Here is a 16,966-nt window from a genome sequence, read left to right on the forward strand (position 1 = left end):
AGGCCGTTACCATGACATTCCTGGCATCTCAAAGAAGCTGGCTACTGGACCCTGGCCTGCTGAAGCTGGTCCACCAATGCCGGCGCCTGATTCACACTGAATTTGGCGTCAAGCTGCATCTCACCGAAGAGCACCTGGAGCAACAACTGGCCGACTACGCCCGCAAGACGCGGTCGAGCCAGCTGACCCGAACCTGGGACACACTGACCGAACAGGTACCACACCTGAAAATCGCCGAACCGGCAGAGGACGAGGAAGGCGTCAAACGGAACAACCGCGGGCAGGTTATCGCGGAGGAAAGGAAAGTTGTCGGGGAAACTGACGCTGAGGGGGACGCATCCCGGCCACAAAGATCCAAGCGGATCTATCGTGGCCAGGTCGTCGGCTGACCGCTGTACCCGGTCAGCCTCCGGCAGGCATCATCAGAACGATTTGCTGACCTGCACACCTGCGCTCCAGGCTTCGAGCTCGTATTCACTGCGATAGTTGCTCGGGTCTTCCCGGCCCGGTTGAAGCTCGGCGACCTGTGAAGGATTCTCGTGCTGGTAGTTGCGCTCATCTACCCGAGCGTCACCATCAAAGATCAGCGTGCCAGCGGCCACATCGACGGCCCAGCCACTGCTTTCATCCTTCCACTGTGCCCCAAGCGTCAGCCAGTGACGATCATTGGAGGGAATGCGGGCGGTGACGTAGTCTTCATTAACCGGAGATTCATCGAAGGCGTAACCGGTCTTGAACGCCCACTCGGGTGTAGCCTGCCAGATAGCACCAAGATTGAACTGCCAGGTGTTTTCCCATTCTTCAGTGACGTGGCTTAGTACCTCACCTTCCTGGGGAGACTGGGTAACCTCGCCACCTGTCTCACGGCTTATGACGTCCAGTTCTTCAAACCGGCTCCATTTGGCATAGGTGGCGCCGGCCAGAAGGGTGACAGTATCGGTTAACTGATGCTGTGCGCCCACGGTGACGCTTTCTGGGATCGCCAATGGCACTTCCACTTTCTCAGAGGCATTAGTCGGAGTATCTATGCCGACACCCGGGTTCACGTAATTCGTCAGATCGGCATCACCTTCGAGATTCAGTTCGGTGCCAGTCTGGGCAGTCAAGCCAAACTGGGTGCGCTCCGACATCTCGTACAGGAAGCCTACACGGAACGTAACGCCGATATCGTCCCCTTCGATATCGGCATATCCGTCACCCAAAGTACTTGAATCACCTGTACCGGAGAGACTGACTGCCGAATTATCCTGAAATTTCGTCAGCTTGCCTTCCGCATGGATGATATTGATTCCGGCCCCCATTGAAAGGCCTTCACCATTGCTGACGGAAATACTCGGCGTAAACGCGATGGCTGTCAGCTCGGTTTCATCGGCGAAGTAGCGGCCGACAAAGTCATCCTCATAGTCTGCTGCAAGACCGTACGGCGCATGAATACCAAACCCCACATCAATGGAGTCGCTGACTTCGTGGGTCATGTACAGGTTGGGAAGGACTGCCGGGTCGGCGATGTCTCCGCCCCGACTGCCGGTTACCGGAGCACCCACCTGGTTGGTGGCTTCCGCGCCTTCCCTGGCCTCCGCATCAATATCCAGTACAGCTGCGCCGAAAGACAGGTTAGTGCCAGACAACTGGCTCATGCCGGCAGGGTTGAACAGAACCGTGGTGGCGTTTTCAGGGTTGGCGGCGGTGCCGGCATTGGCGACGCCCATGGCGCTGGCGCTTTGCTCGTTCAGGGCGAAACCGCCAGCAAGTGCACTGGCCGGTGCTACTGCGGCGGCAAACGTGGCATATCGGATTGCAGAGTTAAGGTTGTACTTTTTGGTGCGCATAGATCCTCCGTATGGTGTCACGGCGGAGTATACGCATGGTCAGTCTATGGCCTCAAATGCCAACCCTACTATTTCGGGACCCTAACTAATTAATACTAAAGTCTAATTTGGCTCACTGCCGATCAATCGTCCTGGATTGACAGTTTATCGACACTCGAGGCCAGCTTGTCAGCTCCCTGGGAGTCTGCCCCCAGCTTGATCATCAGGCGCAGGTCGTTGGCGGAGTCTGCATGGGCGAGAGCGTCCTCGTACGTAATGGAGCCTTCCGCATAGAGCTGGTAAAGCGCCTGGTCAAAGGTGCGCATACCACTCTCGTTGGACTTGGACATCAGTTCCTTGAGCCTGTGCACTTCTCCCTTACGAATCAGGTCCGCCACCAGAGGCGTGTTGATCAACACCTCGATAACCGCCTTGCGGCCCTGGCCGTCCGGTGTCGGAATCAGCTGCTGGGCCACGATGGCCTTGAGGTTCAGGGACAGATCCATCCAGATCTGGTTATGCTGCTCCGGCGGGAAGAACTGGATAATCCGGTCCAGCGCCTGGTTGGCATTGTTGGCGTGCAGGGTGGCCAGGCACAGGTGGCCGGTTTCGGCGAACTGTACCGAATACTCCATGGTCTGGCGGGTACGCACCTCACCAATCAGAATAACGTCCGGGGCCTGCCTCAAGGTGTTCTTCAGCGCCACCTCGAAGCTTTCGGTATCGATGCCCACTTCCCGCTGGGTGACAATACAGCCCTGATGCTGGTGAACAAATTCGATTGGGTCTTCAATGGAAATGATGTGCCCCCGGCTGTTGCGGTTTCGGTGCCCCAACATGGCTGCCAGCGAGGTGGACTTACCGGTACCGGTAGCGCCCACGAACATGATCAGCCCCCGCTTGGTCATGGCCAGATCCTTGATGACTTCGGGCAGGGCCAGTTCGTCAATCTGGGGAATTTTCACCTCAATCCGGCGCAACACCATGCCGCAGAGGTTACGCTGGAAAAAGGCGCTGACCCGGAAACGCCCGATGCCACGGGCGCTGATGGCAAAGTTGCACTCGTGGCTTTCCTCAAACTCGGCCCGCTGCTTCTCGTTCATGGAGCCATACACAAACTCCCGGGTCTGCTCAGGCGTCAAGGCATTCTTGGTGACTGGCAGTACCTTGCCATTTACCTTCATGGACGGGGGCACACCAGCGGTTATAAAGAGATCGGAGCCGCCCTTGTCCACCATCAAACGAAGCAGTTTTTCAAATTCCATATTGTCACCTACGTTTCATGTTCTTGATGCACCCGGAGCTTGCGGGCGTGAGGCGGGCAGGCCTTCCGGGACTGTCAAAAACAGGGATGTTTTTGTCAAGCGTACAGGGACGTATTCACAGCGTGTCCCGGAAGGCCTGCCCGCCTCGCGCCTTCTCCGAGCTTCTAGAAATTATCCGGCATTTTCGCCTTCATTCTCGCAGCTTCGCGGGAAATCAGGCCTTTCTTCAACAGTTTCTCCAGGCACTGGTCCAGGGTCGTCATACCCAGGGAACCACCGGTCTGGATGGCCGAGTACATCTGGGCAATCTTGTCCTCGCGGATCAGGTTCCGGATTGCCGAGGTACCAATCATGATTTCGTGGGCCGCGATCCGGCCGCCGCCCATTTTCTTCATCAGAGTCTGCGAAATAACCGCCTGCAAAGACTCCGAGAGCATGGACCGGACCATGGACTTTTCTTCCGCCGGGAAAACGTCTACCACCCGGTCAATGGTCTTGGCCGCCGAGGTGGTGTGCAGGGTGCCGAAGACCAGGTGACCGGTTTCGGCCGCGGTCAGCGCCAGGCGGATGGTTTCCAGGTCCCGCAGCTCACCCACCAGGATGATGTCCGGGTCTTCCCGCAGCGCCGAGCGCAGGGCCTCGTTGAAGCCCAGGGTGTCACGGTGCACTTCCCGCTGGTTGAGCAGGCATTTCTTGGATTCGTGCACAAATTCGATGGGGTCCTCGATGGTGAGGATGTGCTCGTAGCGGCTGTCGTTGATGTAGTCGATCATTGCCGCCAGGGTGGTGGACTTACCGGAACCGGTCGGGCCGGTGACCAGTACCAGACCACGGGGTACCGAAGCGATGTCCTTGAACACCTGGCCCATGCCCAGGTCTTCCATGGTCAGGACTTTCGACGGGATGGTACGGAACACGGCACCGGAACCGCGGTTCTGGTTGAACGCGTTGACACGGAAGCGGGCGACGCCCGGAACCTCGAATGAAAAGTCCGTCTCCAGGAACTCTTCGTAGTCCTTGCGCTGCTTGTCGTTCATGATGTCGTAGATCAGCCCGTGGACCTCTTTGTGTTCCATGGGCGGAAGGTTGATACGGCGTACGTCGCCATCAACACGGATCATCGGAGGAAGGCCGGCAGAAAGGTGCAAGTCTGATGCGCCCTGTTTGGCCGAAAAGGCAAGCAGTTCAGTAATATCCATAGGGGTCCTCGGAAGGCTTTTTTCTTTTTTCCCGGTATGCGCCGGCTTCCGGCAGCAGGCCCCGAACAGCTTCACTTGGCATTTCAGTGACCTGCGGGTAACGTGTCAACGTATCAGTGACACACCGGAGTCAGCGGATTCTCACTATGAGCAGCATAGCAGACAACATCGGGAGCGTAACCCGACGCATACAAAAAGCAACATTGAAGGCCGGACGCAAGGCGGGGTCCGTGCATTTGCTGGCGGTAAGCAAAAAACAGTCTGTCGATGCCCTTCGTGCGGCCTACGATGCTGGCCAGCGCGCATTTGGCGAAAGCTATGTCCAGGAAGCGATGGACAAGATGGAGGCTCTTGCCGATCTCGATGCCATCGAGTGGCACTTTATTGGCCCGATCCAGTCCAACAAGACCCGCCAGATTGCCGATGCATTTCACTGGGTCCACAGCGTGGACCGCCTCAAGATCGCCCACAGACTGGATGAGCAGCGCAACAGTGCCCTTCCGCCGCTGAATGTCTGCCTGCAGGTGAATATCAACAATGAAGAGACCAAGGCTGGCTGTTCACTTGAGGAACTCACGGAACTGGCCGATGCCATCGAAGAGATGCCCAATCTTTCACTCCGTGGCCTGATGGCGATTCCGGACCCGGACCAGCCGGAGGCAGACCTCCGGGCAAGCTTCCGCAAACTGGCGAACGCCCTGAAAAAGCTCCGCCAGGATGCGCCTGCTTCCGGCCCCCTTGATACCCTGTCCATGGGCATGTCTGACGACCTGGAGATGGCCATTGAGGAAGGTTCCACGTGGGTCCGGGTCGGAACCGCACTGTTCGGCCCCCGGTAAGCGGAGGCCGATGGCCGCAGATCCTGTTATCATCACCAGCAGATCACCAACTGACCACTATTGATCCAAACGTGGAGTGAACCTTGAGCACATCACCAACGATTTCGTTTATCGGTGCAGGCAACATGGCAAGCGCCATTATTGGCGGCATGCTGGACAACGGCTTCAAGGCCGCCAACATCTGGGTCAGCGCCCCTGACGACAACCATCTTCAGTCCATCCGCAAGCAGTTCGGCGTCAGTGTCACCACCGACAACCGCTACTGCGCCCAGCAGGCGGACATGGTGGTACTGGCGGTGAAGCCGCAGGTTATGGCCAGCGTCTGTTCCGATATTGCCCCGGTAGTGCAGAACACCCGCCCGCTGATGGTGTCGATTGCCGCCGGCCTGGAAGCCGCTACTCTGGATGAATGGCTGGGTGGCGGGCTGCCGCTGGTTCGGGTAATGCCCAACACACCCTCTCTGGTGGGCAAGGGGGCAGCCGGGCTCTATGCCAATGACCAGGTAAAAGACAAGCAGAAGGCCATGGTGGAAGCGGTTTTCAACAGCATCGGTTCTGCCCTCTGGGTAGACGATGAATCGCTGCTGCATGCGGTTACTGCACTCTCCGGCAGCGGCCCCGCCTATTTCTTCCTGATGCTCGAAGCCCTTGAAGAAGCGGCCACCGAGGCCGGAATCGCCAGCGAAACGGCAAGGACACTGGCCATCCAGACCATGGCCGGCGCCGCCGAAATGGCTGGCCGCAGCGAGCATGACCCGGGCCAGCTCAAACGCAATGTGATGTCCCCCGGTGGTACAACGGAACAGGCCATCCAGACATTTGAGCAGGGTGGCCTCAGGGATCTGGTCAAAAAAGCCTATTCCGCCGCTTACAAGCGCTCCGGGGAAATGGCCAAAGAACTTGCCAAGAAACAGTAACCGATAACGGGAGACACGGCTTCATGCTGGCTGACATTCTGATCACCATACTGCTTATTGCCTCAACATTTTATCTGACGGTTGTGCTGCTGCGCTTCCTTCTGCAGCTGGCGAGAGCCGATTTTTACAATCCGATCTCGCAGTTCGCAGTCAAGGCAACCAACCCGCTGCTACGCCCCCTGCGACGCTTCATCCCGGGCTGGGGCGGCATTGACGGCGCGGCCCTGGTGCTGGCGGTTATCATCCAGGCCATCACCTTTTTCCTGATTCTGTTTGCTCTGAACAGCAGTGTTCCGTCCATTAACCCGCTTACATTGCTGAGCTGGTCGATACTGAATGTGCTGGACCTGATCGTGAAGATCTATTTCTGGTCCGTCATTGCCGTTGTGGTGGTGAGCTGGATCGCCCCGCAAAGCAACCACCCTGCCATTCAGCTGGTAGCCCAGATCACCGAGCCGGTCATGCGCCCGGTACGCAGCGTGATGCCCTCGCTTGGCGGGCTGGATCTGTCACCCATCATCGTCTTCCTGATCCTCAACGTGATTTCTGTGGTGATTGATCACATGAAAATCGCAGCCGGCATGGGCTCCATCGTCGGAATGTAGACCGCCTCTCAAAAACACAAACTGTTACACATCCGGACAATAAAACAACCTTCCCGGCAGCTGATTTATCTTGTTGAATCAGCTGCCTTTTTTTATTCTCTCACCACGCACTGGCTTTCAGGCCTTTGATGCTCCCCACAGAATTACCGGAACATTGCGGTAACATTAACTATATTTTTGCCACAACTTTACCCGACCAATGCCAAGAGCAGTCGCCCGGAAGTCGCGCAGAAGGATGGTCCGATGAACAAGCAAGGTACCCTGTCGCAGCAGGTTGAAGCCTACCACGGCTGGAAAAAGGAACTGATCAGACAGATTGGCCGCTATCGCCTTTGGCTTCAGGACAACGACCTGTTTTCCGATGATGTCAGCAACCGAATTCGCCATGGCCTGGAACTGCTGATCGAAGATGAGCTCACCATTGCCTTTGTCGGCGAATATTCCCGTGGCAAGACGGAACTGATCAACGCCCTGTTCTTCTCGGAATATGGCCAGCGCATGCTGCCTTCCCAGGCCGGCCGCACCACCATGTGCCCGACCGAGCTGTTTTTTGACCGCACCTCGAACAGTAATTACCTGCTGCTGCTTCCCATTGAAACCCGCACCGGCGAGCTCTCCCTGCAGCAACTGCGCAAGCAGCCGGAGCGCTGGGTCAAACACGACCTGGATGAGCGTGACCCGGAAATCATGCGCGAAGTGCTGGCGGAAGTGGCCCGGGTCAAGAGTGTCACTCCCCAGGAAGCCCGCAGCCTCGGCTTCGATGAAGACATGCTGGAGCATGATCGTAACCGGCCCGGCAACGTGCTGGTTCCGGCCTGGCGCAATGCCCAGATCAGCATTCGCCATCCCCTTTTTGAACGTGGTTTGCGGATTCTGGACACGCCGGGCCTGAACGCCCTCGGCTCCGAGCCGGAACTGACCATCAGCATGCTGCCCCGTGCCCATGCCATCATCTTCCTGCTCAGCGCCGACACCGGCGTTACCGCCAGTGACATGACGATCTGGAAGGAACACATCGATACCGAGCATGCGGATCATCGCGCAGGGCGCTTTGCAGTACTGAACAAGATTGATGTGCTCTGGGACGACCTGCAGGGGGAGAAACACACCCAGGAGGCCATCGACCGGGTGCGCGGCTACACCGCCGATCACCTGGGCATGCGCCAGAATGACGTTATCCCGCTGTCGGCAAAACAGGGCCTGCTGGCACGGGTCAAGGGCAACGAGGAGCTTTTCGGGCGTTCCAACCTGGGCCAGCTGGAGCAGCTGATTATCCAGCGCATCCTGATGCACAAGGAACAGCTGATCACCCAGAGCCTGATCAACGATCTGCTGGGCATGCTGCAGAACAGCCAGGCGGCGATGCAGACCCGGCTTGATGCGCTGGAAGAGGAACTGGAAGCCTGCTCCGGCGTCACCATGGACAAGGAGGCTCTGCGCCGTCTGGCGGACCGCGCCCAGCGTGACTACGACTTCTACTACAAGAAGCTGATCACCTTACGCTCCAGCCGTCGCCTGATGGATTCCCAGGGTGCCATGCTCAGGGAACTGGTAAGCGAAGACAGGTTCGAGGCCCACGCCGAGAAAATCCGCCGCAAGATGTCGAAAAGCTGGACCACCGCCGGCATGAATCATGGCATGGACCACTTTTTCGAGTTACTGGAAAGCGACCTCACCAATCTCCTCAGTGAGGGCCGGCTGGCGGAAAAAATGGTGGGTGCCATCTATCGGCGCTACAACGAGGACACCCGGGCGCGCCATCTGGAGCCGATCCCTCTGCGGGCCGGCCGCCATGTGATTGCAGTGCGGGAGCTGCGCAAGAAAGCCAGGCGGTTCCGAATCAGCCCGAAAAACCTGCTGACGGAACAGTCGCTGCTGGTTCGCCGCTTTTTCAATGTCATTGTGGAAGAAGCACGCACCCTGCACCGTCGGGTAAGGTCTGATGTCGAGCGCTGGCCCTCGGAAGCGCTCCTGCCGATCATGCAGTATTCCATGGAACAGAAACAGTTACTGGAACATCAGATCCGCCGCCTGCGGGACATGGTGCGCAGTGACCGTGACAGCCGCGCCGAACGGGAACGGTTGCAGAACACCATCACCGACCTGAAGCGACAACTGGAACTGGCCGATGCCATGCAACGGCAAATTCGCAAACCGGCACCAACCCTGATCCAGCAGAAGGTAGTCAACATTTCCGGCGCCGTCTGAGACGCGCCGGAATCGGCGGTTGCAGCCACGCAGGCCGGCCTTTAAACTGCTTGGCTGGCAATCCGCCGGCCATTTCATCGAGCCTGCCTTGTTGTGGGCTCCCCGGCGCGGCCATTGCCTCAGTCTTGTAGCAGATACTATGGACCGAACCAGGAACCTGTCGCGCCAATGCCCGATCCCTTGCCAACGGATTCTGTTGGGATAGTCACCCCGCAGACACTGCACTTCGAGACGCCAATCACCCTGGCGTGCAATCGGACACTGGAAAGTTACGATCTGGTGATCGAGACCTATGGCGAGCTCAACGCAGATGCCAGTAACGCGGTACTGATCTGTCATGCCCTCAGTGGCCACCATCATGCAGCCGGCTACCATAGCAAGGACGATCGCAAGCCCGGCTGGTGGGACAGCTGTATCGGCCCCGGCAAGCCCATCGACACCAACCGTTTCTTCGTTGTCAGCCTGAACAACCTGGGCGGCTGCCATGGCAGCACCGGGCCCAGCAGCACCAACCCGGAAACCGGCCAGCCCTATGGCCCCGACTTTCCTGTCATCACCGTTCGCGACTGGGTACACAGCCAGGCGTTGCTGGCCGACCGGCTGGGCATAGAGTGCTGGGCAGCGGTTGTTGGTGGTTCCCTTGGCGGCATGCAGGCCCTGCAGTGGAGCCTGGATTATCCTGACCGGCTGCGGCACGCTGTGGTCATCGCATCCACGCCCCGCCTGAGTGCGCAGAACATCGCTTTCAACGAAGTGGCACGGCAGGCCATCACGTCCGACCGGGAATTTCACCAGGGCCGCTATTACGAATACAACACCCTGCCCCGGCGGGGGCTGATGCTGGCACGGATGGTGGGCCATATTACCTACCTGTCCGATGCCTCGATGGGGGAAAAGTTCGGCCGTGAGCTTCGGGACCAGGCTTACAAGTTCGGTTACGATGCCGAATTCCAGGTGGAAAGCTACCTGCGCTACCAGGGCGAGCGGTTCTCGGAATCGTTTGACGCCAACACCTACCTGCTGATGACCAAGGCGCTGGACTATTTCGACCCTGCCTATGAACATGACAATGACCTGGCAAAAGCCCTGCGCGGGGCTCACTGCGAATTCCTCGTGCTTTCCTTCAGCACCGACTGGCGGTTCACCCCGGCACGCTCGGAAGAGCTGGTGAACGCCATGATCTCGGCCCGCTGCAAGGTCAGCTATGCGGAAATTGACGCACCCTGGGGCCACGATGCCTTCCTGATACCCACCCCCAGATACACCGCCATTTTCGAAGCGTACATGGATCGCGTAGCGCGGGAGGCCGGGGTATGAGAACCGACCTGAAGATCATCGAGCAATGGATCAAACCGGGCAGCCATGTACTGGACCTGGGTTGTGGCGACGGCACCCTGCTGGACTACCTGCAACGGGAAAAACAGGCCACGGGCTTTGGCCTGGAAATCAACCAGGACCACATTACCACCTGCATAGGTCGCGGCGTATCCGTGATCGAACAGAACCTGGATACCCAGGGGCTGGGCAACTTCGAGGACCACACCTTCGACACAGTGCTGATGACCCAGGCCCTGCAGGCCGTGCGCCGCCCCGACATGGTGCTTGATGAAATGCTTCGGGCTGGTCGTGAAGGCATCGTTACCTTCCCGAATTTTGCCTACTGGAAGCTGCGCTGGTACCTGATGCGCAGAGGTCGTATGCCCGAATCCGAAACTCTGCCGTATAAATGGTACAACACCCCCAACATCCACCTTTGTACCTTCAAGGATTTCGAGGCCTTGTGTTACCGCAAAGGCTTCCGCATTCTGAACCGTACAGTGGTGGACGGTGAGCATCAGGATCGCTGGCTCAGTCGCCTGTGGCCCAACATGTTGGGACAGATTGCCATTTACCGGATAACCCGGGAGGATTCATGAACAAAACGATTCAAAACCACTGGTTTGCCCTGCTGTCACTGGCCTGTCTGTTTTTTATTTCCGCCCAGAGCCATGCGGGCTCGAAGAACTTCGGCGAATACCAGGTACACTGGAGCGTGTTCCCCAGCACCTTCCTGGCACCGGAAGTGGCCCGGGACAACAATCTGAACCGTAGCAAGAGCATTGGAGTTGTGAACATCTCCATCATGCAGGAAACCGACGATGGTGGTCTGGAACCGGTGTCAGGGCAAGTGGAAGGCAAGGTCCTTAATGACGTGCAGCAGTCAAAATTCCTGGCTTTTCGCCGCATACAGGAAGGCGATGCCGTGTACTTCATTGCCGAATACCAATACAGCAATGCAGAGCTGATGACATTCCAGGTAACCGCCAGGCCAACGGGCGCAAAGCAGGATCTTCCCATCCGTTTCACACACACGCTTTTTAATGACTGATGACTGAAACCACCGACAGACTGGTTATTGCCAGCAACAACAAGGGCAAGATCGCGGAACTGGCTGATCTGCTCGCCCCCCTGGGGCTTATGCCGGTGGCCCAGGGCGAGCTCGGAGTGGGCGAAGCAGAAGAACCCGCGGTTACCTTCGTGGAAAACGCCATTCTCAAGGCCCGCCACGCTGCCCGCATTACCGGCCTGCCCGCGCTCGCAGATGATTCCGGCCTGGCGGTGGATGCACTTGGCGGCGAACCGGGTGTGCGCTCTGCGCGCTATGCTGGCGAGTCCGCCAGCGACGAGGACAATGTCCGGGCGCTGCTGGCCGCCATGGCAGGGATACCGGAACCCCGGCGTACGGCCCAGTTCCATTGTGTTCTGGTCTACCTGCGCCATGCCGATGATCCCACACCGGTCATCTGTCATGGCCGCTGGCCCGGTCACATACTGGAGCAGCCCAGGGGCGAAGGCGGCTTTGGTTACGATCCGGTTTTCCTGGTGCCGGAAACGGGAACCAGCGCCGCCGAGCTGTCCCGGGAAGACAAGGGCAGAATCAGCCATCGCGGACGGGCCCTTGCCCAGCTCCTTGATCAGCTGGGAGTCGGGGCGGCGTGACCATGCCCCTGCCGGATACCTGGCGGAACAATCCGTTACCTCCGCTGAGCCTGTACCTTCATGTTCCCTGGTGCGTGAGGAAGTGTCCCTATTGCGATTTCAACTCCCACGCGCTGACCGGCGATATTCCGGAAGAGGATTATCTCGGGGCCATCATGGAGGATCTCGCCGGCGACCTGGCGCTGGTGCAGGGCCGCAGTATCCAGACGGTGTTCATCGGCGGTGGCACGCCGTCACTGATGTCCCCGGGCTTCTATAACAATCTGTTCCGCCAGCTGGGGGAGCACCTCGAGTTCACCGACGATGCTGAAATCACCCTGGAAGCCAATCCCGGAACGGTCGAGCAAGGCCGGTTCCAGGGCTTCAGGGCGGCGGGAATCAACCGCCTGTCCATCGGCGTTCAGAGTTTTAATCCGCAGCGCCTGAAAGACCTGGGCCGCATTCACGATGACAAGGCCGCTCACCGGGCTATCGAGGCAGCCCGCAACGCCGGCTTCGACAACTTCAACCTTGACCTGATGCATGGGTTGCCAGGCCAGACACCGGAGCAGGCCATTACTGATCTGGAAGCGGCACTGGCCTGGGAGCCCCCGCACCTGTCCTGGTATCAACTGACCCTCGAACCCAACACCGAGTTCTACAGCCGGCCCCCGCAGTTACCGGACGAGGATCACCTGTGGGAAATCTATCGTCAGGGCTCGGACTTCCTGCATCAGAACGGATTCAAAGACTACGAGGTATCGGCCTGGAGCCGGCCGGGCATGGCATCCCGTCATAACCTGAATTACTGGATGTATGGCGATTACCTGGCACTTGGCGCTGGAGCCCACGGAAAGATAACCCTGCGCAATGGCGAAATCAGGCGGTTCTGGAAAACCCGTCAGCCCGGAGCCTACCTGAATCGCATTGGCAGCCGCACCGCCGGAAGTCAGACTATTGAGCCAGAAGAGCGACCTCTGGAGTTCCTGATGAACGCTCTGCGCCTGACTTCAGGGGTACCGGAAAACCTGTTTACAGAACGTACAGGTTTACCCCTGAGCACAGTTGCGGTAAAACTTGACCAATTACGAACGGAAAATCTGCTGGAACCGGGAAGAATACAGACCACGGAATCTGGTCAGCGATTCCTGAACAGCTTGCTGGAGCGCTTCCTCTGATGCCATTGCTGCGCCTTCTCACTCTGTTTCCCAGGAGGCTCAATCTGAGCCTTCTGGTAACAGCGGCCCTGCTGCTTGTTCTGACGCTGGTCAACCAGCCACTTCAGACCGGCTCGGCACCCCAGGGTATGGTCAGTTTCCAGATGGCAGCTACGGCCGACCAGTCCATGGCCATCATCCGCAGCTGGCGCCAGGATGGCATGCTGTGGGCTCATGTTTCCCTGTGGCTGGACTTTCTCTTTGTCCCCGCCTACCTGGTAACACTGATATTTCTCACCAGTCACCTGACCCGCGACCGCCCGGGCGTGCGGGAACGCACTGTGGCACGCTGGGTCAAGGCCCTGTTCGTGGCGGCAGGCACCGGCGACATCGCAGAAAACATTCTGCTGCTGAACAACATGGACCCGCCCACAGACGTGCTCAGCCTGTCTGCGACCATCTGCGCGCTTATCAAGTTTACCGGGCTGATGCTGGGAGCTGCCGGGCTGGTGATCATTCGCGCAGCCAGGCGCCACCCGCTGGCTCACGGGTAACGCCTGCAACCGCCAGTCAGTTGGTGCGGTAGAACACCAGATCCCAGACACCGTGGCCGAGGGTTTCACCGCGCTTCTCGAATTTGGTGATGGGACGATCCTCGGGGCGGGGAGAATACTGGCCCGGCTCCTGGGTATTGGCAAACCCCTCGGACTCACTCATGATTTCCATCATGTATTCCGCGTAGTTTTCCCAGTCTGTCGCCAGGTGCAGAATACCGCCCACGCGGAGCTTGTGGCGCAGACGCTGGACGAAGTCATGCTGGATCAACCGGCGTTTGTGATGCCGTTTCTTGTGCCACGGGTCCGGGAAAAACACCATTACCCTGTCCAGAACCGCGTCCGGCAGGCACAGATCAATCACGTCGTTGGCATCAATGGCGTAGATCCGGACGTTCTCCAGCCCCCTGTCTTCGATTTCCTTCAACAGGGCGCCGACGCCGGGAAGGTGTACTTCCACACCAATAAAATCCTGCTCGGGCGCCGCTTCCGCCATGTCCGCCAGGGATTTTCCCATGCCGAAGCCGATTTCCAGGTTCAGCATGTTGTCCCTTCCGAACACCTGGCGCGGATCAATCATGCCCTGTTCACGGGTCAGTCCGTATTTGGGCCAGCTGCGCTCGTAGGCCTTTTTCTGGCCTTCTGTCATTCGCCCCTGGCGAAGCACAAAACTGCGCACGCCACGGCGTGTGGTGACAGGTGAATCGCCGGAAACATCATCGTGATCGGTCATCTGACGTCCTCAACCGCCCTTTCGCGGTTCATCTTCAATGGGTTATATCGACAGTTTACCAGAGTGACTTGCTGCAGACGCCACTATACAACCAGCGTTCTGTGCCCGTCAGCCCCTCGACCGGCCGAATCCGCTTACACCGAGACCTGTGCGTTCCTGGTCTGTTGCCGGTCCAGCTTGCGGTAACCCAGGGCTTCCACCAGGTGACCATTGCCGATGCGGTCCTCCCCCTCAAGGTCGGCCAGGGTCCGTGCCACCCTGAGTATACGGTGCAACGCCCGTGCAGACAGTCCCAGCCTTTCCATGGCGGACGACAGCATGGTTTCGCCGGCCCCGTCCACCCGGCAGTGATCGTGAAGCTCACTGCCCACGAGCGACGAGTTCACGGTTCCCCGATGCATTTGCCTCTGCCGGGCCTGGTTTACCCGTTCCCGCACCGTTGCACTGGACTCTCCGTCGCCTTCGCGCTGCATCAGCACTTCGCCACTTTGCACCGGCACTTCCACATGCAGGTCGAAACGATCCAGCAATGGCCCCGATATCTTTGCCCGATACCGGAGCACCTGCTGCGGCGTACACTGGCACTCGATCGAAGGATGCCCCAGGTAACCGCAAGGGCATGGGTTCATGGCCGCCACAACCTGAAACCGCGCCGGGAAGGTTACCTGCCTGGCCGCCCGGCTGATGGCGATCTCCCCGGACTCCATGGGCTCTCTCAGCACCTCCAGCACCCGCCGCTCAAACTCCGGCAGTTCGTCAAGAAACAGCACGCCACGGTGGGCCAGCGAGATTTCCCCCGGCCGCGGACTGCTGCCACCACCCACCATGGCGACGGATGAGGCGGTATGGTGCGGCGCCCGGTAAGGAGGCCGGCACCAGTCTCCGTCCTGAACCGGTATACCGGCCACCGAATGGATACTGGCCACCTCCAGGGCGGATTCGGTGGTCAACGGTGGCAGAATCCCGGGCAGGCGGCTGGCGAGCATACTCTTGCCGGTTCCAGGCGGGCCAAACATCAACAGGTTGTGGCCGCCAGCGGCTGCGATCTCAAGCGCCCGGCGGGGCACACTCTGGCCCCGTACATCCGCCAGATCAGGACCTGGCCGGGCCCCCTGCTCCGGCACGGCAGCCGGCACCGGTGAAATACGGGCCCGTTCACACAGGTGCTCGCACACTGTCAGCACATGGCCTGCCGGCAAAACGTCATCCTGGCTCGCCAGGGCTGCCTCGGCGGCGTTGGCCTGGGGAACCAGCAACTGACGGCCTTCCTTTCGGGCAGCCAGAACAGCAGGGAGCACGCCCTTCAGAGGGCGTAATGCACCATCAAGGGACAGCTCTCCGACAAACTCGTACCGTGCGAGACTTTCAGGGGGGATCTGCCCTGACGCCGCCAGAATACCAAGGGCAATGGGCAGATCAAAGCGGCCTCCCTCTTTGGGCAGGTCAGCCGGGGCCAGGTTGATGGTTATCCTGCGGGCGGGAAATTCAAAGCCGGCGTTCAGCAAGGCACTGCGCACGCGCTCACGGCTTTCGCGGACGCCGGTTTCCGGCAGACCCACGATTGACAGCGCCGGCAGGCCACCGGACAGGTGAACTTCCACAGTAACGGACGGAGCAGATACGCCAATGCTGGCGCGGGTATGAACTACGGCAAACATGACAACCTTCCATGGTCAGGGGTACAGCGGACCAGCCGCCTGAGGGGCTTCCTGCCCTTTAACTGTTCCGGGACTGGTTCTCCAGATCGGTAACACGCTTTTCCAGCGCCTCCACCTTTTCCCGGGTTTTCATCAGTACGGCCTGCTGGGCATCAAACTCTTCACGGGTCACCAGTTCAAGCCGCGACAGCACGGTCATCACGGTGGCCCGGGCCTGGGCTTCGAAGTCCTCCCGGGCCGCTCGGGCCATATCCGGGACAAACTGGCCAAACTGGCCCTGAAGCTGGGTAAAGAAATCCTGCGGACCTTTCACAAATCACCTCACTGGCTTGAACGCTCTTGAACTCTGCCCGGCGCCGGAGCCGGTACCAAGGTCGGAAGTGTAACACATTGCCAGCCCTGCCATACTGTACCCTATCGGCAGTATAATGCGGCCGAAGCGCCTTTTAATGATTGCATCAGACTTGTGCATCATTATGGTTCACTTCGGGCAGGTCAGCCCTGTTTTGGTGCGGCCTGACGGTCCATTTTGGACCAGCATATACTTAACTTGCTGATAATATAGTTATTTTTTGCGTTGGCACACCCGATGCTAAAAGCCTTGTACGCAATCCGCACAATTGGTGTGCGAGGTGGCAGCATCCCGACCTCAACAACGGGCCGAAGAGTTCCAGATGTTGAGACGGCTTTATCAAGGAGAAAGCAATGAAACTTGTGACAGCGATCATCAAGCCTTTCAAGTTGGATGATGTCCGTGAGGCACTATCCGAGATTGGCGTTCAAGGCGTAACGGTCACTGAAGTCAAAGGCTTCGGTCGCCAGAAGGGTCATACCGAGCTCTACCGTGGCGCAGAATACGTGGTGGACTTTCTGCCCAAGGTCAAGGTTGAAGTTGCTATCGGCGACAACCTGCTGGACCAGGTCATCGAATCCATCACCAAGGCAGCCAATACCGGAAAAATCGGCGATGGCAAAATTTTCGTGACCGAACTTGAACAGGCTATCCGGATCCGAACCGGGGAAACCGGCGAAGAAGCGGTCTGATCACAGCCTGATCAACCAGAC

General features: G+C 58.7%; 18 protein-coding genes. 12 read left to right on the forward strand and 6 right to left on the reverse strand.

The genetic code is table 11. The annotated features are described in order from the left end of the window. Positions 1-11 precede the first annotated feature (11 nt). Entirely contained in the window at positions 12-389 is a 378-nt protein-coding gene (locus tag HLUCCO03_RS09440) for a hypothetical protein (RefSeq protein ID WP_027830798.1), read from the forward strand. Positions 390-422: 33 nt separating this feature from the next. Here the strand turns inward: HLUCCO03_RS09440 and HLUCCO03_RS09445 are convergent, their stop codons facing one another. From HLUCCO03_RS09445 to HLUCCO03_RS09455, 3 genes are all read right to left on the reverse strand, one after another. Further along, a complete protein-coding gene (locus tag HLUCCO03_RS09445; protein WP_027830797.1) occupies positions 423-1,829 on the reverse strand; it encodes an OmpP1/FadL family transporter in 1,407 nt (468 codons plus the stop codon). A 122-nt stretch (positions 1,830-1,951) separates the two neighbouring features. After that, complete coding sequence (locus HLUCCO03_RS09450) at positions 1,952-3,073, reverse strand: PilT/PilU family type 4a pilus ATPase (protein WP_027830796.1); 1,122 nt, start codon at positions 3,071-3,073, stop codon at positions 1,952-1,954. A 164-nt stretch (positions 3,074-3,237) separates the two neighbouring features. After that, complete coding sequence (locus HLUCCO03_RS09455; RefSeq protein ID WP_027830795.1) at positions 3,238-4,272, reverse strand: type IV pilus twitching motility protein PilT; 1,035 nt, start codon at positions 4,270-4,272, stop codon at positions 3,238-3,240. Between the two features lie 146 nt (positions 4,273-4,418). Between HLUCCO03_RS09455 and HLUCCO03_RS09460 the strand changes: the two genes are divergently transcribed. The 10 genes from HLUCCO03_RS09460 (at position 4,419) to HLUCCO03_RS09505 (ending at position 13,510) form a co-directional block, all read left to right on the forward strand. Next, on the forward strand, positions 4,419-5,111 hold the full coding sequence (locus HLUCCO03_RS09460; protein WP_027830794.1) for a YggS family pyridoxal phosphate-dependent enzyme: 693 nt from the start codon (positions 4,419-4,421) through the stop codon (positions 5,109-5,111). Positions 5,112-5,194: 83 nt separating this feature from the next. Continuing rightward, positions 5,195-6,028: a pyrroline-5-carboxylate reductase gene (gene proC / locus HLUCCO03_RS09465; protein ID WP_027830793.1), complete on the forward strand. Its 834-nt coding sequence runs from the start codon at positions 5,195-5,197 to the stop codon at positions 6,026-6,028. Positions 6,029-6,051: 23 nt separating this feature from the next. After that, entirely contained in the window at positions 6,052-6,633 is a 582-nt protein-coding gene (locus tag HLUCCO03_RS09470; RefSeq protein WP_027830792.1) for a YggT family protein, read from the forward strand. A 243-nt stretch (positions 6,634-6,876) separates the two neighbouring features. Continuing rightward, the gene (locus tag HLUCCO03_RS09475; RefSeq protein ID WP_027830791.1) at positions 6,877-8,841 is read left to right on the forward strand and encodes a dynamin family protein; all 1,965 of its coding nucleotides are present in this window, start codon (positions 6,877-6,879) and stop codon (positions 8,839-8,841) included. A 168-nt stretch (positions 8,842-9,009) separates the two neighbouring features. Then, positions 9,010-10,158, forward strand: coding sequence for a homoserine O-acetyltransferase (locus HLUCCO03_RS09480; RefSeq protein ID WP_027830790.1), 1,149 nt, complete (start codon positions 9,010-9,012; stop codon positions 10,156-10,158). Continuing rightward, entirely contained in the window at positions 10,155-10,757 is a 603-nt protein-coding gene (gene metW / locus HLUCCO03_RS09485) for a methionine biosynthesis protein MetW (protein ID WP_027830789.1), read from the forward strand. Before HLUCCO03_RS09480 ends, metW begins: the two co-directional genes overlap by 4 nt. Then, on the forward strand, positions 10,754-11,209 hold the full coding sequence (locus HLUCCO03_RS09490; RefSeq protein ID WP_027830788.1) for a DUF4426 domain-containing protein: 456 nt from the start codon (positions 10,754-10,756) through the stop codon (positions 11,207-11,209). Before metW ends, HLUCCO03_RS09490 begins: the two co-directional genes overlap by 4 nt. Beyond that, complete coding sequence (gene rdgB / locus HLUCCO03_RS09495) at positions 11,209-11,820, forward strand: RdgB/HAM1 family non-canonical purine NTP pyrophosphatase (protein WP_027830787.1); 612 nt, start codon at positions 11,209-11,211, stop codon at positions 11,818-11,820. The genes HLUCCO03_RS09490 and rdgB overlap by 1 nt, the downstream gene beginning before the upstream one ends. A 2-nt stretch (positions 11,821-11,822) precedes the next feature. Continuing rightward, positions 11,823-12,977: a radical SAM family heme chaperone HemW gene (gene hemW, locus HLUCCO03_RS09500; protein ID WP_051603762.1), complete on the forward strand. Its 1,155-nt coding sequence runs from the start codon at positions 11,823-11,825 to the stop codon at positions 12,975-12,977. Next, on the forward strand, positions 12,977-13,510 hold the full coding sequence (locus HLUCCO03_RS09505; RefSeq protein ID WP_027830785.1) for a hypothetical protein: 534 nt from the start codon (positions 12,977-12,979) through the stop codon (positions 13,508-13,510). The genes hemW and HLUCCO03_RS09505 overlap by 1 nt, the downstream gene beginning before the upstream one ends. A 16-nt stretch (positions 13,511-13,526) precedes the next feature. Here HLUCCO03_RS09505 and trmB read toward each other — a convergent pair whose 3' ends face one another. From trmB to HLUCCO03_RS09520, 3 genes are all read right to left on the reverse strand, one after another. Beyond that, the gene (gene trmB, locus HLUCCO03_RS09510) at positions 13,527-14,243 is read right to left on the reverse strand and encodes a tRNA (guanosine(46)-N7)-methyltransferase TrmB (protein WP_027830784.1); all 717 of its coding nucleotides are present in this window, start codon (positions 14,241-14,243) and stop codon (positions 13,527-13,529) included. Positions 14,244-14,377: 134 nt separating this feature from the next. Further along, entirely contained in the window at positions 14,378-15,901 is a 1,524-nt protein-coding gene (locus tag HLUCCO03_RS09515; protein ID WP_027830783.1) for a YifB family Mg chelatase-like AAA ATPase, read from the reverse strand. Between the two features lie 58 nt (positions 15,902-15,959). Next, entirely contained in the window at positions 15,960-16,214 is a 255-nt protein-coding gene (locus tag HLUCCO03_RS09520) for an accessory factor UbiK family protein (protein WP_027830782.1), read from the reverse strand. A gap of 392 nt (positions 16,215-16,606) precedes the next feature. Here HLUCCO03_RS09520 and glnK point away from each other — a divergent pair, with 392 nt between their 5' ends. Next, on the forward strand, positions 16,607-16,945 hold the full coding sequence (gene glnK / locus HLUCCO03_RS09525; protein ID WP_004578958.1) for a P-II family nitrogen regulator: 339 nt from the start codon (positions 16,607-16,609) through the stop codon (positions 16,943-16,945). Positions 16,946-16,966 lie beyond the last annotated feature (21 nt).

The sequence above is a fragment of the Marinobacter sp. HL-58 genome, assembly GCF_001314605.1.
GTDB lineage: Bacteria > Pseudomonadota > Gammaproteobacteria > Pseudomonadales > Oleiphilaceae > Marinobacter.

What these genes read in the sequence shown, in the direction of transcription:
- HLUCCO03_RS09455 (WP_027830795.1), bottom strand. Translation starts at nt 4,272, where the DNA reads ATGGATATTACTGAACTGCTTGCCTTTTCGGCCAAACAGGGCGCATCA.
- HLUCCO03_RS09460 (WP_027830794.1), top strand. Translation starts at nt 4,419, where the DNA reads ATGAGCAGCATAGCAGACAACATCGGGAGCGTAACCCGACGCATACAA.
- HLUCCO03_RS09475 (WP_027830791.1), top strand. Translation starts at nt 6,877, where the DNA reads ATGAACAAGCAAGGTACCCTGTCGCAGCAGGTTGAAGCCTACCACGGC.
- HLUCCO03_RS09515 (WP_027830783.1), bottom strand. Translation starts at nt 15,901, where the DNA reads ATGTTTGCCGTAGTTCATACCCGCGCCAGCATTGGCGTATCTGCTCCG.
- HLUCCO03_RS09450 (WP_027830796.1), bottom strand. Translation starts at nt 3,073, where the DNA reads ATGGAATTTGAAAAACTGCTTCGTTTGATGGTGGACAAGGGCGGCTCC.
- glnK (WP_004578958.1), top strand. Translation starts at nt 16,607, where the DNA reads ATGAAACTTGTGACAGCGATCATCAAGCCTTTCAAGTTGGATGATGTC.
- HLUCCO03_RS09440 (WP_027830798.1), top strand. Translation starts at nt 12, where the DNA reads ATGACATTCCTGGCATCTCAAAGAAGCTGGCTACTGGACCCTGGCCTG.
- HLUCCO03_RS09505 (WP_027830785.1), top strand. Translation starts at nt 12,977, where the DNA reads ATGCCATTGCTGCGCCTTCTCACTCTGTTTCCCAGGAGGCTCAATCTG.
- HLUCCO03_RS09480 (WP_027830790.1), top strand. Translation starts at nt 9,010, where the DNA reads ATGCCCGATCCCTTGCCAACGGATTCTGTTGGGATAGTCACCCCGCAG.
- rdgB (WP_027830787.1), top strand. Translation starts at nt 11,209, where the DNA reads ATGACTGAAACCACCGACAGACTGGTTATTGCCAGCAACAACAAGGGC.
- HLUCCO03_RS09470 (WP_027830792.1), top strand. Translation starts at nt 6,052, where the DNA reads ATGCTGGCTGACATTCTGATCACCATACTGCTTATTGCCTCAACATTT.
- metW (WP_027830789.1), top strand. Translation starts at nt 10,155, where the DNA reads ATGAGAACCGACCTGAAGATCATCGAGCAATGGATCAAACCGGGCAGC.
- HLUCCO03_RS09490 (WP_027830788.1), top strand. Translation starts at nt 10,754, where the DNA reads ATGAACAAAACGATTCAAAACCACTGGTTTGCCCTGCTGTCACTGGCC.
- HLUCCO03_RS09445 (WP_027830797.1), bottom strand. Translation starts at nt 1,829, where the DNA reads ATGCGCACCAAAAAGTACAACCTTAACTCTGCAATCCGATATGCCACG.
- trmB (WP_027830784.1), bottom strand. Translation starts at nt 14,243, where the DNA reads ATGACCGATCACGATGATGTTTCCGGCGATTCACCTGTCACCACACGC.
- hemW (WP_051603762.1), top strand. Translation starts at nt 11,823, where the DNA reads ATGCCCCTGCCGGATACCTGGCGGAACAATCCGTTACCTCCGCTGAGC.